The 16,107-nt window shown below is 50.7% G+C and carries 15 protein-coding genes; 2 read left to right on the forward strand and 13 right to left on the reverse strand.

Translation table 11 applies throughout. The annotated features are described in order from the left end of the window. The first annotated feature begins 17 nt into the window (after nucleotides 1–17). The gene (locus LLU09_RS06410; protein WP_228311006.1) at nucleotides 18–2,897 is read left to right on the forward strand and encodes a DEAD/DEAH box helicase; all 2,880 of its coding nucleotides are present in this window, start codon (nucleotides 18–20) and stop codon (nucleotides 2,895–2,897) included. Nucleotides 2,898–2,932: 35 nt separating this feature from the next. On the opposite strand, the gene LLU09_RS06415 is transcribed toward LLU09_RS06410, so the two are convergent. From LLU09_RS06415 to LLU09_RS06460, 10 genes are all read right to left on the reverse strand, one after another. Then, the gene (locus tag LLU09_RS06415) at nucleotides 2,933–4,264 is read right to left on the reverse strand and encodes a hemolysin family protein (protein WP_228311007.1); all 1,332 of its coding nucleotides are present in this window, start codon (nucleotides 4,262–4,264) and stop codon (nucleotides 2,933–2,935) included. Nucleotides 4,265–4,589: 325 nt separating this feature from the next. Continuing rightward, the gene (locus LLU09_RS06420; RefSeq protein ID WP_228311008.1) at nucleotides 4,590–5,441 is read right to left on the reverse strand and encodes a DegV family protein; all 852 of its coding nucleotides are present in this window, start codon (nucleotides 5,439–5,441) and stop codon (nucleotides 4,590–4,592) included. A 63-nt stretch (nucleotides 5,442–5,504) separates the two neighbouring features. Then, nucleotides 5,505–7,121, reverse strand: a complete 1,617-nt coding sequence (locus LLU09_RS06425; RefSeq protein WP_228311009.1) for an ATP-binding cassette domain-containing protein — start codon at nucleotides 7,119–7,121, stop codon at nucleotides 5,505–5,507. Beyond that, entirely contained in the window at nucleotides 7,121–8,680 is a 1,560-nt protein-coding gene (locus LLU09_RS06430) for an ATP-binding cassette domain-containing protein (RefSeq protein WP_228311010.1), read from the reverse strand. The genes LLU09_RS06425 and LLU09_RS06430 overlap by 1 nt, the downstream gene beginning before the upstream one ends. 61 nt (nucleotides 8,681–8,741) lie before the next feature. After that, nucleotides 8,742–9,764 (reverse strand): GTP 3',8-cyclase MoaA, encoded by a 1,023-nt coding sequence (gene moaA / locus LLU09_RS06435; protein WP_228311011.1) that lies wholly within the window; start codon nucleotides 9,762–9,764, stop codon nucleotides 8,742–8,744. Between the two features lie 12 nt (nucleotides 9,765–9,776). Next, nucleotides 9,777–10,355 carry a molybdenum cofactor guanylyltransferase gene (locus LLU09_RS06440; RefSeq protein ID WP_228311012.1) on the reverse strand — a complete coding sequence of 193 codons (579 nt, stop codon included), beginning with the start codon at nucleotides 10,353–10,355 and terminating at the stop codon, nucleotides 9,777–9,779. Continuing rightward, nucleotides 10,352–10,585 carry a molybdopterin converting factor subunit 1 gene (gene moaD, locus LLU09_RS06445; protein ID WP_228311013.1) on the reverse strand — a complete coding sequence of 78 codons (234 nt, stop codon included), beginning with the start codon at nucleotides 10,583–10,585 and terminating at the stop codon, nucleotides 10,352–10,354. Before moaD ends, LLU09_RS06440 begins: the two co-directional genes overlap by 4 nt. 1 nt (nucleotide 10,586) lies before the next feature. Next, on the reverse strand, nucleotides 10,587–11,030 hold the full coding sequence (locus tag LLU09_RS06450) for a molybdenum cofactor biosynthesis protein MoaE (RefSeq protein WP_228311014.1): 444 nt from the start codon (nucleotides 11,028–11,030) through the stop codon (nucleotides 10,587–10,589). Next, entirely contained in the window at nucleotides 11,017–11,484 is a 468-nt protein-coding gene (gene mobB / locus LLU09_RS06455; protein WP_228311015.1) for a molybdopterin-guanine dinucleotide biosynthesis protein B, read from the reverse strand. The genes LLU09_RS06450 and mobB overlap by 14 nt, the downstream gene beginning before the upstream one ends. After that, nucleotides 11,481–12,737 carry a molybdopterin molybdotransferase MoeA gene (locus LLU09_RS06460; RefSeq protein WP_228311016.1) on the reverse strand — a complete coding sequence of 419 codons (1,257 nt, stop codon included), beginning with the start codon at nucleotides 12,735–12,737 and terminating at the stop codon, nucleotides 11,481–11,483. Before LLU09_RS06460 ends, mobB begins: the two co-directional genes overlap by 4 nt. 62 nt (nucleotides 12,738–12,799) lie before the next feature. Here LLU09_RS06460 and moaC point away from each other — a divergent pair, with 62 nt between their 5' ends. After that, the gene (gene moaC / locus LLU09_RS06465; protein WP_228311017.1) at nucleotides 12,800–13,282 is read left to right on the forward strand and encodes a cyclic pyranopterin monophosphate synthase MoaC; all 483 of its coding nucleotides are present in this window, start codon (nucleotides 12,800–12,802) and stop codon (nucleotides 13,280–13,282) included. 21 nt (nucleotides 13,283–13,303) lie between these two features. On the opposite strand, the gene LLU09_RS06470 is transcribed toward moaC, so the two are convergent. The 3 genes from LLU09_RS06470 to LLU09_RS06480 are packed head-to-tail and all read right to left on the reverse strand — an operon-like array spanning nucleotide 13,304 to nucleotide 16,002. Next, the gene (locus LLU09_RS06470; RefSeq protein WP_228311018.1) at nucleotides 13,304–13,804 is read right to left on the reverse strand and encodes a MogA/MoaB family molybdenum cofactor biosynthesis protein; all 501 of its coding nucleotides are present in this window, start codon (nucleotides 13,802–13,804) and stop codon (nucleotides 13,304–13,306) included. Between the two features lie 10 nt (nucleotides 13,805–13,814). Further along, nucleotides 13,815–14,813 (reverse strand): ThiF family adenylyltransferase, encoded by a 999-nt coding sequence (locus LLU09_RS06475; protein ID WP_228311019.1) that lies wholly within the window; start codon nucleotides 14,811–14,813, stop codon nucleotides 13,815–13,817. Between the two features lie 10 nt (nucleotides 14,814–14,823). Further along, on the reverse strand, nucleotides 14,824–16,002 hold the full coding sequence (locus LLU09_RS06480) for a nitrate/nitrite transporter (RefSeq protein WP_228311020.1): 1,179 nt from the start codon (nucleotides 16,000–16,002) through the stop codon (nucleotides 14,824–14,826). Nucleotides 16,003–16,107: the final 105 nt, after the last annotated feature.

Raw genomic sequence — 16,107 nt, forward strand, 5'->3', positions numbered from 1 at the left:
GAAAGAGGTGTCATTATATGGAATTGAACAGAGATAACTTATTAAATGCATATGAACAAGGTTTTCTGGACAAGGATACGCACAAGATCGGACATCACCCTCCTCGCATGATCATCAATTCCAAGGAGGAGAATGTACTTTCTTCCATGCTTGATGAAATGGAAGGCTGCCTTTCTTTCTCCATATCCGTCGCCTTCATTACGGAAGGTGGTCTGGCTACCTTGAAGACGGCACTCTATGAACTTGCAAAGCAGAACAGGGGCGGGAGGATCATCACCTCTACATATTTAAATTTCAATAAACCCAAAGTATTCAAAGCTCTGCTCAATATACCGAACCTTGAGGTCAGGGCAGCAGATAAGGAAGGCTTCCATGCGAAGGGCTATGTCTTCCGCAACAGCCACTATTCCTCCATGTTCATCGGCAGCTCTAACCTTACCGACACTGCCCTGAAGAAGAACTACGAATACAACCTCAAGCTGACCAGCCTTGAAAATGGTGCCGTCATCCAGCATTTCAACAGTCAGTTTGAAAAGTTATGGGAAGAGTCCACCGTTGTAGATGACGAATGGATACGGAGATATGAACAGGCCTATGTTGAACAGCCGGAACAGCGGAAAGTCCTGCAAGTCATCGAAGACCGTTCGAGATATCATCACCAGATGATGACCGGTCAGGTCATCCAGCCGAACATCATGCAGAAGGAGGCGCTGATGGAGCTTTCCGGTCTTCGCAAGGCCGGAAAGGACAAGGGTCTCGTCGTCTCTGCTACAGGCACCGGAAAGACGTATCTGGCGGCATTCGATGTACAGCAGTACCGTCCCGGGCGCATGCTTTTTCTGGCACACCGCGAACAGATTCTTGAGAAGTCCATGAATGATTTTTCAAAACTGCTCGGGGAACCCCTCTCCGACTTCGGACTTTACAGCGGCAGAAGTAAAAAAAGTGAAGCGAAATATCTATTTGCCACTGTCCAGACATTATCTAAAGAAGCCAATCTGGGGCAGTTCAATCCGGATGACTTCGACTACATCATCGTGGATGAGGCCCACCGTTCCAGTGCTGCAACATATACGAAGATCCTCAATCATTTTTCTCCCGGTTTTCTGCTTGGAATGACAGCCACACCCGAGCGGACGGACGATATGGAGATATTCAGCCTGTTCGACTACAATATCGCCTATGAAATACGTCTTCAGCAGGCATTGGAGGAGGAGATCCTTTCCCCCTTCCATTACTTCGGCGTCACCGACTACGAAAAGGATGGCATGAGCATCGATGATACGACTGCACTCGGACAACTGACGAGCAATGAACGCATCGCCCATCTGATTGCAAAAATCGAATACTACGGCCATTCCGGCGAAACGCTCAGGGGCCTGATGTTCGTATCCAACAGGGCAGAAGCAGCAGAACTGAGCCGATCGCTCAATCATCACGGTTACAGGACCCGCGCCCTGACAGGTGATGATTCCCAGCAGATGCGCCTACAGACGGTCAGGGAACTGGAGGGTGGGATGCTCGACTATATCATTACTGTGGACATCTTCAATGAAGGCGTCGACATCCCTTCCATCAACCAGGTGGTGATGCTCCGCCAGACGCAGTCGAGCATCATCTTCATCCAACAGCTCGGCCGCGGGCTCAGAAAACATGATGACAAGGAGTACCTGACCGTCATCGACTTCATCGGCAACTACAGGAACAACTATATGATCCCCATCGCCCTTACAGGCGACAGATCCTACAATAAGGACAGGCTCAGGAAATCACTGATGGACCGGAATACACTCACCGGTGTTTCGACCATCAACTTCGAATCGATCGCAAAGGAAAAGATATACAAGGCCATAAATACCACCACACTCAACACCCAAAGCTTCCTGAAGGAGATGCACCTGTATTTGAAGAATAAGATCGGCAGGCCTCCTGCACTCATCGATTTCCATGATGATGCGGATGTCATCGATCCTCTTGTGATACTTCATAAGTACAGCCATTACCTGGAATTCCTGGTTAAGATCAAAGAGAAGCATCTGACCATATCAAAGAATGACCATCAGGTCCTGAGCTTCCTTTCCAAGGAAATCACCGAGGGCAAGCGTGTCCATGAGACCCTCCTGCTTCAGCAGATCATCGAATCCCCAGTCAATATGAGGGACTTTCAGTTGGAGATGCATCGACGGGGCTACCATATGACGGATGATACGATGCGCTCGGTCCTCAGAAACCTTACCCATGCTTTCCATACGCAGCAGGATCTCAAAAAATATGGCGGCCCCCTCATAGAAGTGGCAGACGACCTCATCCGCCCCGCCCCTGCGTTCTCCAGTGCATTGGAGAATCCCGAAATCAGGACACACATCACCCAGGTGCTGGAATTGTCGCTCGTCCTCAGCAGAGCATATGACCAGTCGAAGCCCCTGACAGTCAATCAGAAATATTCAAGGAAGGACGTCTGCCGCCTGCTCAATTGGGATAAGGATGAATCCTCTACATTATATGGATATAAATATAAGCATGGGACATGTCCGATTTTCATCACCTACCATAAGGACGATGAGATTGAAGATACAATCCGATACGAAGACCGCTTCCTCGACCTGAATACGCTGAAATGGTTCACCCGGAGCAACCGCACCCTCCAATCCAAAGAAATCAAAGCCCTTCTCGAGGGCCACAGGGAGGGCGACCCCATCCACATCTTCGTAAAGAAGGACGATGATGAAGGAAGCACATTCTACTACCTCGGTGAGGGTCACATCGATCATCAGACATTGGAGGAGACGAGGATGAATGATGGTACGGGCAAACCGGTAGTGAAGATGAACATGCTGATGGAGAATCCGGTCGACTATGACCTATACAAATACCTGGAATCCGGTACACACGAATGAAAAAATGGAACCCCACGAAACGTGGGGTTCCATTTCTATTCCTCTTCTTCGTCACCATCCGGCTGGTTATAGCCTTTGAGCAGGGCGACCTGCTTGATCAGATGGCTGTCCATATCGAGTACGATCCATTTGTCTTCTTCCGTATTGACATAGTCATCCGTTTCAATATCAGTATTGATGCTCTGGAGCCAGCCGCCGATGGTGTCGATGTCATCACTGTTGTCGAAAGTGATGTCGAACTGTTCATTGAGGTCGTCGAGCAGTACACGTCCATTTATGTGGTAGATGTCATCCTCCACTTTGACGATATCAGGTTCTTCATCCTCATCGAATTCGTCCCTGATTTCCCCGACGATCTCCTCAAGGATATCCTCCATGGTAATCATGCCGGCTGTACCACCATACTCATCGATGATGAGGGCGATATGCACACGTTCACGCTGCATTTTCACCAGCGCATCGCTGATGCGTGATACTTCAGTCAGCATCGGTATTTCATGTATGTGATCCTCCGGCCTGACTTCCTCGTCGGATACATGGTTCGTCAGGAACTCCCTCACATTGAGGAAGCCGATGATCTGGTCCTTGTCCCCGCTCTCATCGGTGACCGGATAACGGGTATAGTTATGCTCTTTGACATTCTCCAGTACATCTTCGATGTTTACAGGGTCTGTCAGTGTGATCATCTGCGTCCTCGGCACCATGATGTCCTTTGCAAGCCTTTCATCGAAGGAAAAGATGTTCTGCATGTATGCGAGTTCCGTCTGATTTATTTCTCCACTTTGATAACTTTGTGTCATTATAATCTTAAGCTCATCTTCCGAGTGCGCCTGTTCTACAGCCACATCCTTGAATCCGACGAGTCTGACGAGGAATCTTGCTGCACCGTTCATCGTCCAGATCAGTGGTTTCATTATGACGCCGAAGAAATACAGGGGGCCTGAAAGTGCCAATGCCAATTTTTCTGCATACTGGATTGCGACTGTCTTTGGTGCAAGTTCACCAACGACGACATGGATGAAGGTGACGATGATGAATGCCAGCGCTACGGTCAATACCGTGGTCAACTGGTCCGGTATCCCCATCAGTTCAAAAAGGGGATGCAGTACGACTTCGAATGTCGACTCACCGATCCACCCGAGACCAAGGGCAGTTACAGTAATACCCAGCTGACAGGCGGACAGGTAATAGTCGAGTTCCCTCGTCATTTTGCGCACACGTCGCGCTTTCCTGTTCCCTTCTTCAATGAGCTGATCGATGCGTGACAGCCTTGCTTTGACGAGTGCAAATTCAGATCCTACAAAAAGCATTGTGAGTAATATAAGAATTACAAATAAAATTAAGTTCCATATCGTGGTTATGTCCAATTAGTTCCCTTGTCTAGAAGGGATTCACCTCCGGTAATATTTGACTACAATCTTTGCGTATAGTGCTTTCTGAAACAGGGTAACGATTCTCTTCTAACATCTCAGTCGGCACATGAAATTTCAAATCCGCCTTCCCAATTGTAGTCACCTCCCAAAAGTTAATAATTATAGTCATTTTACCATAATCACTTTTCTCCTTGCTACATCTAATCACTTTTCAAACTATATAATATGTAGGTTTTATGTCGAAGCCACGTTTTCCGGCACTCCCGCTTCCTTGTTTGCATAAAAAACGCGATCCGGAACTGATTCCGAATCGCATTTCCTATCGGCCTTTTGTAAACCCAAATCCAATTGTACCATGTCCGGTATGCACGCCGGCTACAGTCACCAGAGGTTCTACCACCAGATTGACATCAGGCAGCCTTTCCTCGATCTTCTTCTTCCATTCGTCCACCAGGCTTGCACTTCCCGCATGTACGAGGCCGAGGGTCTTCACTCCCCCTGCTTTTACGTGCTCCTCAAGATTAGCAAGCACCGCATTGTATATCTTCTTTTTCGTGCGCAGCTTTTCTCCGACAACAACTTTACCGTCATCGAATTCGAGCTTCAGGTGGATGTTGAGGACGGAGGCGAGCATGGACTGGGAAGCTGAGATCCGTCCGCTCTTCCTCATCTGACTGAAGCTCTGCGGCAGAAGGTAGAGCTGGGCGCGCCTGGTCATTTCCCTGATCTCCTCCACCACTTCCTCTATATCCTTGTCTGACCCCCTCGACTCCACAGCATGTTCGACCATCTGTTTCATCGGATAGCTTCCGATGCGCGAATCGATGACATATACAGGTTTTGACATGTCCTCCGAAGCACTGAGCGAGCTCTGGTATGTCCCTGTCAGTTCACTTGATGCGTGTACTGCAATGACGGCTTCATATTCATCATCCGCTTCAATCGCTTCGTATATCTCCATGAATTCCCCTATTGTCGGCTGGGAGGTCTTCGCCCCTTCCCCGCTCTCTTTCAGCATGTCATAGATTTCTTCAGTCGTCGCATCAATGCCGTCCCTGTAGGCGACGCCATTGATGATGACAGACATCGGCAGCACCTTGACATCATGCTTGTCCCTGTATGCCTGATCGACGCCGGATGCGGAATCCGTCACCACTGCTATCTTTTTCATGTTTATCCCTTCCTTCGTACCACGTAATGTTTCAACCAGTGTAGCATTTACTCCCATATAATACTATAAATAATCCCTGAAGCGCTGTACCGCCTGATGGACGGCACCTTTCTCCTTCATCAGGGCTTCATACGAACCTGATTCGATGATGCGTCCCTGCTCCATGTAATGGATGAAATCGAATGATTCGAGTCTGCTGAGATCATGTGTGCTGATGATGAGGGTGGGCTTCGACAGTATGCGGTCCCACACCTTCTGCTTCAGACTGTCATCCAGGCGTGCCGTCGGTTCGTCCATGATCCACCATGGCTTATCTTCAGCCAGCATCCGGATGAAATGCAGCCGTTTCTGTTCCCCACCCGACAGTCTGCCGGTGAATTCGATGAGGGTATCAGGGCTGTAGTATGCCATTCCCATCTCTTCCAGATCAGCCGACACTTCTTCCGGTGACCTGTCGATATGTCCGAACAGCGTGACATTATCCATTACCGTCGCATTATAGAAATCCAGCTGCTGGGGCATGATCGAAGCATTGCCGGCCAGTGCCTCGTAATCTGTTTCGCTGTCCCCGCTGTACACAGTGACCGCAGGATCTGCATGGATGAGGCGTTCTATCAGCGTCGTCTTTCCTGAACCGCTGCTGCCGATGATTGCATGCTTCTCCCCTTTTTTGAATGTTACAGAAATATCCTTCAGTACATCCAATGAGGCATTCGGATAGCGGAAGTTCAGACCTTCCGCCCGGATGGCCGTCAATTCCGCCCCACTGTCCCGTTGTCGAGAAGCCGGGACATCCGTCTCCAGTTCGGCAACTGCCGACTTCACCCTCCCATATTGGCTGGCAGGGTTCATCACAGGCATTATCAGGTCGAAATAGCTCAAGGCAATGAGCATTACCATCGGTACCCAAAGCGGCGTGTCTTCATAGGTCAGGACGATGATCAGAACGATGGCCGCAATCTGGATTGTCTGGGCGATGAACTGCATCATCGCTTCGTATGCGGCAAGCCGGTCCTCATTTCTTCTGATGGCCCGCAGTTCAGGGGAGAGCCCCGCCCTTTGTGCCCCAGCCTTCTTCGTCACCCATAAATCGGTATAGTCATGGATGAAGTGATACAGTTTTCCGTAGAGGACATCATCCGTGGCTTCCCTCGCTTCGAGTGCTTTTGCCATCCTTCCTTCAAACATCTTGGGGATGGCGAATAGCAGGATGAGTGCAATTGCTCCTGCCAGCACTGCAAAAGCAGGACCGAAATAGATCGACAGCACTATGAGCAGCAGTGAGATCAGTACGGCTACGATATAGGGATAGATGATCCGTATATAATAGTTCTCGACCTGCTCGAAATATTGATTCAGCCTTTGGATGAATTTTACGCTATGGGTATTCCTGTCGGTGCGGATCGTACTCCTGAAATAATCCAGCCGGAGCCGTCCGATCAGCTGGAAGGTCGCCTCATGGGAAAGAAGGCGTTCTATATACTTGAATGCCCCCTTCATCATCCCGAAAAGCTTGATGACTGCGATGATCAGTATGATGACAAAAAAAGGCGGGTCGAAGAAGCTCAGACTGATCATGTAGCCGCTGAGGCCAAATAGCGCGATGCCGACAAGACCGCCCGAGAGGCCGAGGATGATGCTGTAGAGTATCTGCTTTCTTTCATTCTTTAAAAATTCCATCACGATGCCCCTTTCGCGAGGGTGATCTGCCTGTTGCTGAATGTATAGTGACGGTCTGCAATATTGAGCAGTTTCTTCCGGTGGACAACTGCCACAATCGCCGCCTCCTGCTTGAGTTCTGCCAAGTGCTCCATGATGAGCGCTTCAGTCGTGGCGTCGAGGAATTCGGTCGGCTCATCCATCAGTATGATGCTGGGGCGCCTTATCAGGACGCGCGCAATCTTGAGTCTGACGATTTCCCCGCCAGAGAGGGGGATGTTGTGGTTCACTATCGGTGTATGGATTCCTTTCTCCAGGTTGTCCAGACTGTCCATCAGCCCGAGCTGATCCAGTATATGGACAACTTCCCGCTCCGCATACTCGCCATCCGATACATAATGATGGATGGTCGTGTCGGAAAAGTAGACTTCATCCGAAATATATCCGACGTCCTCATCTGACAGGGCGACTGTCCCCTTCTCCGGCCGATGCAGTCCAAGCAGCATGTGTATGAAGGTGCTTTTCCCGATGCCGGACGGTCCGGTGATGGCGACGAACCCCGTCTTCGGCAATGTCATATCGACATCTTCAAGCAGCATATCCTCACCATAGCCGAGCGAGATACCCTCAAGTGCAACCGAATCGGAGGTGGCTCCGAATGTTCTGTAGTCCTCCCTGGCAGAGTCAGTGGCAAGCCATTCTTCGATGCGTTCCAGATGACCCTGCGAGAGCTTACCATTATGGAACTCGATGCCGAGCACCTTCAGCGCATTATAGAATTCAGGCGCGAGCAGCAGGGTGAAGAATGCCGCGTAGAATGTGATGCCATCGAATATGATGATCTGAAGTCCAACCTCCAGTGCAATCAGTCCGATGCCGAGTATCGTAATGAATTCGAGCATCAATGTAGACTGGAAGGCATATTTCAGAATATGCATAGTCTCCCTGACATAGCTTTCGTTGTATTGTTTGAGTTTCCCGATCACTGTATCTTCAGCCCCGGTGTGCCTCACCGTATTCTTTCCCCTGATGAGGTTGAGGAAAAGTGTGCCGAGTTCATCGAATTGCGCTGCCTGCGCCTCCGATTCATCCTTCGTCCGGAGACCCACCAGCACATAGTAGAGCGGGACGAACGGTGCCGTAAACAGCATGATGAACGCTGCATTGCTGTGGATCATGAACATCGCAGCAATGATGACGGTAAGCTTGACCATCGTCTGGATGACAGTCGGGATGAAGACCTTCTCGAATGGCCGATATTTTTCGAGATGGACGAAGATTGCGTTGAGCATCGACTCAGAATGCTTCCGCGTCTGATCGTCTATAGTGGAGACCACCCGGCCAGCAAGTGCTTCAATCCTTGAATTCGCCACACGTGCTCCGACAACTTTGTAGAGTGCAGACATAAGGGCATAGAGGAGGAAGAACAGGGCCACCCACATCAGGCCGTGAACACCCGGGGCAGCGCCCTCCATTACGATATCCTCAAGCATCATGGACAGATGATGTCCAAACATGATGAGCGCTGCCACTCCGAGGGCGGACATGAGGGCATACAATATAAGGTATTTCTTTGGCATGTTCAGCTTCATATTATTCCTTTCTGTCGACAAAAAACGTGAAGGTATACTCCACGTTTGATCAGCCGCCTATATAGCTCATATTGATTTTATTCCTCTTGCGCCGGTTTTCCGCTGTAATCTCAGTCCGGAGATCCGAATACCGGTCATCGCGCTTGTTCCATACACCTGTCAGCACTTCAACCAGCTCATCGTCTGAAATGCCCTTCCGCATGATCTGCTTGATGTCGAAACCTTCCACAGCAAACAGGCAGCCATAGAACTTGCCGTCGGATGATAGGCGCGCGCGTGTACATGTGGAACAGAAGCTTTCCGAAACACTTGTAATGAAGCCAAGATAGGATTCTGCATCTTTGTGGCGGTAGACTTTTGCCACTTCGCCATAGTAGGCGGGATTCAGGGGTTCTATATCGAACTCGTCCTCGAGCATCGCAAGAATTTCCTTCTTCGTAATCACCTTATCAAAGTTCCAGCCATTATCGTTGCCCACATCCATGAATTCTATAAACCTGAGCGTGACGGGCATCGTCTTGAAGAACCTTGCCATAGGGAGTATCTCCTGTTCATTGAGGCCTTTCTGGACAACCATGTTGATCTTTATTTCAAAGCCGAGGGATATGGCATACTCGATCTGCTCGATGATCCTCGATGTACCGATGCCGCGGTCGTTGATCTGACCGAACAGTTCATCATCCATCGCATCAAGGCTGATGTTGAGCCTTCTCAGCCCCGCATCATACAGCTTCTTGCCATGCTTCTTGAGCAGCAGACCGTTTGTCGTCATTCCGATATCTTCGATGCCTTCTATTTGGTTGAGCCGGGCGATCAGCTCGTGCAGGTCTTTCCTCAACAGAGGTTCCCCCCCTGTGATTCGCAGCTTTTTGACACCGAGCGACGCATAGATTTTTGCGATGCGCTCCAATTCTTCAAATGAAAGGAGCTCGTCCTTCTTCATGAATTCGAAATCGTCCCCGAAAATCTCCTTCGGCATGCAGTAGCTGCACCTGAAGTTGCAACGGTCAGTCACTGATATCCTCAAATCGCGGATCGGCCTGCCAAATTTATCTGTAATGCTTTCTACCATAGGTATTCCTCCTCAGTGAATGTCCGTCTTTCTGTTTATATTCATGAACGTTCCGTTATCGATGTCATGAAGCGCTGCATCCACTTCGATCATTTCCTTCTTTTCAAATAAAGCACGCATGCTCCGCCGATTCTCTTCCAGCAGCTGTCTGATGGTTCTCGACAAATCGCTGCCCTGGTACACTGCAATGAGCGGGTGGAGGCGCTCGCCTTCCTTCGTGACGATGAGCGCATCCTTATGCTCGACCGCCCGGTCATGCAGTATCTGAAGCCAGGACGGCGCCACATAGGGGGCGTCACATGTTACGACGAGGAGCCTTTGCCCCGGAAAAGCTTCCGCCAATGCAAAGAGTCCCCCGAGGGGACCCTGACCCTGGAATTCAGGATGGTCCACAACCGTCTGATAGTCGTTGAAGTATGCTTTCAGACGCGCATTTGTACTGATCGCTATCCGGTCACACCTCCCGGACTCGACGAGGGAATCGAGAGCATGCCTGTACATCGGCCTGCCCTCCAGTTCGAAGAATGCCTTATCCTCCCCGAAACGCGTTGAGTTGCCTCCGGCCAACACGACGCCGATCGTCTCCGTCATCCGCCGCTCACTGGTGGAATCAGTGCAACCTCATCATCTTCATTTATGATCTGGTCATCCTTGACGAATGCCTCGTTGCAGGCCACCTGGAACACATCTCCTTCAAGTGATGGGAACTGCGTATATATCGCCTGCCTCAATTCGCCGGCCGTCATGGCGCCGGGGCCATCCAGTATGATGCGGCTTTCCCCGATCTTTTCCTTCAATCCTGCAAACAGCATTACCTTCATATCATTTCTCCTCCAAGCTTGGATGATACTGGCGCTGGTCGCCCATCCATTCTTCTCCGTCTTCCCATACTTCCTTCTTCCAGATGGGGACGATCTCCTTGATGCGCTCGATGGCATATTCATTGGCGCGGTAGCTATCTTTCCTGTGTGGAGCACTCGTCACGATGACGACCGCAATATCCGAAATTTCAAGCTTTCCGACACGGTGTGCAATCGTCGTCCGGACTCCCGGCCAACGTTCGCTGATCTCTTCCCCGATCTGGGCAAGCTTCTTCTCCGCCATCGGCTTGTAGGCCTCATATTCCAGGTGGACGGTCCGTGTTCCTTTCGTCCACTCCCTGACATGACCGGTGAACATGCATACAGCGCCCTGCTTTTCATCTATTGTATATTCGTGATACCGATTGATGTCAATCGCCTCATCCACTACTTCAAACTGTTTCATCATCAGAACTCCATTCGTCAAACCATTGGATAATATTACCCTCATCATACCGCATATCAGCATGCTTTAAAACATTCCGGAGGCCTATTTTATCTACATTTGTGTGACCATCCGTAAAAGAGTGGGTGAGTACGATTTTGGGGTATTCCTCCCGTTTGTAGCCTTCTATCAATAATACATCGACCTCCCCGGCAAGCTGCATCATCTGAGCCTCCAGGGACGGCTGTACATTTTCAGTCCGCACCGACATATTCGGCGTATTGAGTATTGTGAAATCTGCCCCTTTTTCAAGGAAGCTGCCTGTATCTGTACCTGCATCGATGACACCTTTATCCAGATGGTGGTGCTTGATGACTGCTACCCGCCTGCCTTTTGATTTCAGCAACGCCACCATACGCTGGATCAGGGTCGTCTTGCCTGTATTCTTGAATCCGACGACTTGCAGAACCTTCATAGGTCGAATTGCGAGGTGCCGGTCGTCATGTCGGTCATCATGACTTTGACACCGTCCCCTTTTTCATAGCCTCTCGTTCCCCCGGGCAGGACGATGATGCCGTTGCTTCTGGCAATTGATGTAACCGCATTCGATTTGTTGAAGCCGGCTGGTCTGGCATATACCCGGCCGTCACGGTAGTCGATCTCAGCCCGGACGAAACGGGTGAAGGGATTCGCCTTTTTGAAGTCTCCATCAAGAACCGCATCAAGAATCGGTGCATGGATGCGGTCGTGTCCCATCATCTTGAGGAGAGCCGGTCTCACGAAGAGTTCGAAACCGGTATAGCAGGCCGAAGGATTCCCGCTCAGACCAAAAAGCGGAGTGTCATCGAGCATGCTCACCGTCGTAACACTGCCCGGCCGCATACCGACCTTATTGAACAGCTCTACAGCACCCAGTGCTTCGTAAAGCTTCGGAAGATGATCATAATCGCCGACGGAGACACCGCCAGTCGTGATGATCGCATCCACTACCTGAAGCATCTCGCGCACCCTTCCAAGGAGTGCATCAAAATCATCCGCCTCCAGTGCATACATGCGTCCATCGATATTCATCCGTTTCAGTTGGCTCAAGATCATCGGCCCGTTGGAATTCCTTATCTTTCCGGGCTCAAGCGGTGCATCGATATCCACCAGTTCACTGCCGGTCGCAAGTATCCCGACGATCGGCTGACGGTATACCTTCACATGCTTGTAGCCGAATGTTGCCAATGTTGCCACAGCGCCTGGATTGATGAAGGTGCCCTCGGGCACTATCGTTTCGCCCTCCCTGCATTCCTCGCCCCGGATGGCGATATTCTCCCCAACCTCGAACGATTTCCTTACAGTAAATGTATTTCCCGCCTGCCGTGTCTGCTCAAACATGACGACTGCATCGGCACTCTCTGGGACCGGCGCACCCGTCATGATGCGGAAGGCTTCATTCTGCTTCAATTCGTAGTCGCTTGTCGAACCGGCCGGAACCTCGGCAACGACTTCAAATTCGACCCTGCTTTCCCCGGACGCCCCCGAAGTGTCTGCTGCGCGGATTGCAAAACCATCCATCGCAGATTTATCGAACAGCGGCACATCCATGGTCGCCTTCAAATCTTCACCAAGGATACGGCCATAACTCTCTGTATGGGAAACCGTTTCGACAGACAGTGGCTTTATGCGTTCCACGACCCGCTCCACTGCTTCTGTCACTGGGATGGGTGTACGATTCAAATTCATATCATCACTACTTTCGTCTTGTAGATTCTGTTATACTCATTGTACTAGAAAGGAAGATTCAAATGTCGGAATTCACTCATTTCAACCCGGAGGGCAGAGCACGCATGGTCGATGTATCAGATAAGGAAGTGACGACCCGTACAGCCGCCGCCAGAAGCATCCTCGGCGTAACCGGGGAAATCCATCAGGCGATTACCGGCGGTAAGGTCAAAAAGGGGGACGTCCTGTCCGTGGCGCAGGTTGCAGGCATCATGGCAGCGAAGAACACTCATCAGATCATCCCGATGTGCCACCCCCTTCCCCTTTCCGGCGTCGATATATCGTTCCATTGGGACCTTGAGGACGGATACTTCCTCCATATCGAGGCGACGGTCAAAACGACCGGCCGGACAGGTGTGGAGATGGAAGCGTTGACCGCAGCCAGTGCCGCCGCGCTCACCATCTATGATATGTGCAAAGCCATCGACAAAGGTATGGTCATATATGAGACGGCGCTCCTGTCAAAAACCGGAGGAAAGTCCGGAGACTACCATATCAACAAATAAGGCGTGCCCGCCGGGCACGCCTTATTTGTTGAGTTCATGTACAAAGTGGTTCAGCTCAGGCACGATCAGCCGCTCCATGCCAAGCGTCACCGCTCCTGTGGAGCCCGGCAGTGCAAAGATGACGGTACGCCCCATCGTCCCCGCCACAGCCCGTGATAGGATGCTCCGTGACCCGATATCTTCAGTGAAGCTCAACATCCTGAAGATCTCACCAAATCCTTCGATTTCCTTGTCGAACAACGGACGCAGTGCCTCGATCGTCACGTCTCGGCGGGCGATGCCCGTGCCCCCGGTCGTAATGACGGCATCCAGTCCACTCTCGACCATCTGCCCGATGGCTTCTCTAATTTCGTGGGCGTCGTCCTTTACAATCATGTAGTCGCCCTCACCGATGACGGTATTCAGCGCCTCCAAGTGCTGAATGACCTTCATTCCACCCTTGTCAGTATCCTTCGTCCGCGTATCACTGATGGTGATGACGCCCACTTTGATGTCCCGATCGATTCTGCCGATGATGCTCATAGATATCCTCCTAGCCAAACAGTTGGTTGACGAGCGTTTTCGCCTTGTTCATTTCATCCAGTCCATGAATCAAGAGACGCCCATTCCTGAAACATACGAAACGGTAACCGTCATAATGGAACTCCTGGAAATACGGGGTCCGGTTCACCTTCGTGCCAAGATGGCCTACCGCATGCTCCACCGCCGCTTCGGTGATCCGGTCATCCATCACCTGGACCGTATCCCTCCCGCACAGGCGCATCGCCACATCAGCCTTCATATCGAGCGCCGGGTAGGTCGGGGCTTCCCCGCATGTATCACAATGTGCCTCCTTCATACCGTCGATGCGGTATTTCATATGATCCATATCCCATACATTCCCGATACGCATGTAGAATGGCGCTTCGTACTGTTCCGTCAATATCTTCAGCGCTGTGGTGACCTGTTCGGCCACTGCCATCTGGACAGCCGGCGCGATGATGCCGGCTGTATCGCATGTCAATGTGGTCGTTGGCAGCACCGGCACGAGGCAGCGGTAGCAGGGCGTCGCCGGGACGAAACCGCAGCTGCTGTAGGATGCTTCGACACAAGCCGCATACACCCATGGTTTGCCGTACTTATAGGCCACATCATTGATCAGGAGGCGTGTATCGAAATTATCTGTACCATCCAAAAGCAGATCCGCTTCCTCTACGAGACTTTCGAGCAACGGCCCGTCACAATGTGCGATGTGGGCGTCGATTTCGAGATCCGGACGTATTTCCAACAGCCGTTCCCTGGCTGCTATCACTTTCGGTTTCTTCTCGTCCGCATCCTTTTCGGTATAGAGCGTCTGGCGCTGCAGATTGGAATACTCCACATAATCACGGTCGATCAGGATGAGCTTCCCTATCCCGGCACGTGCCAGCAATTCACTCGAAAGAGAACCAAGCGCCCCGGCCCCGACGATGAGTACCGTACGGGACGCGATGAGGCGCTGTCCTTCCACTCCTATTTTATTGTATAGCATCTGTCTCGAATAGCGTTCCATATTATCACTCTCATGCCAGTTCATTTTTCTTAAGATTACTATTCATGTAGAACATTGTAAACAGGGCGATGATACAGAATACGGCCAGGAGTATGAACCCGAGGGCATAGCTCCCTGTTAAATTGTGCGTCTGGTCGATGACTATCGGCGGGAAGAAGCCGCCAAGTCCGCCCATCATGGCAACAAATCCGTTGCTGATGCCCGCCTGTTTGGAGAAGTATGTCGGAACGAATTTGAATACGAGACCGTTCCCGATTCCTGCACATACTGCAGCCAGCAGGCTGCCCACTGTAAACAGGAAGATGAAGTTGTACGTGAAGGCCAGAAGCAGCCCGGAAATTGCCAGTCCAACAAAAGTGATGATCAGGGCATGCAGTGCATTGAACTTGTCGCCGATCATCCCTCCCACCGGCCTGAGCAGTGTCGCTATAATGATGAATACCGCTGTCCTGACACCTGCATCAAGCGTAGTCAGGCCAAACAGTTCCTCATTTGTAAGGAAGCCCGGCAGGAAGAGGCCGAACGCGACAAATGCACCAAATGTGATGAAGTACCACAGGTTGAAGAAGTAGAACTTGTAGTCCCTGATGACTTCCTTGAACTGTTTCGCAAGCGGAAGGTTCACCTTCTTCTCCTGCTTGTCTCCAAATATGAACTGCAGGATGGCGAAAAGTGCAAGTACTACAAGATAGGTCTGCACTGCTGCCTGCCAGCCGCCGAAGGCGAGTGCCAGTGCAGGTGCGCCGAAGCTCGTCACCGCAGTACCGATGTTGCCCATTCCATATACACCGTTTACGAAACCATGCTTCTCTTTTGGATAGTATTTAGGAAGACTTGTAACACCAATACTGAATGTTGCACCACCGATGCCGAGGAATACGGCTGCGATCATAAGATCCATTACGGTGCTTGCAATGCTTAGATAGAATACGGGAATCAGCAGGAATATGAAACTGAATAGAAATACTGTGCGCGCGCCTGTCTTATTCGCGAATATGCCGAAAGGTATGCGCAATACGGAGCCCAGTATTACCGGCAGCGCAACGATGAGCGCCTGCTGTTCTGCAGCTTCCGGTATATCCTTTACAATTTCGGGGAATAGCGGCGCCAGCAGTGTCCATACCATGAATCCAGCGAGCAGGCTGAATGTATGGAGGATAAGCTGTTTTTTACCCATTTTTTCATTCATACGGACTAACCTCACTTACTTTAGATTGTGATTTATTATACAAATTTATTATATAATCTGTTGGCAATCTCTGTAAGAAGGGAAAACCCTACATTTGGGCAGCGG

This window comes from Salinicoccus sp. RF5 (assembly GCF_020786625.1).
Lineage (GTDB): Bacteria > Bacillota > Bacilli > Staphylococcales > Salinicoccaceae > Salinicoccus.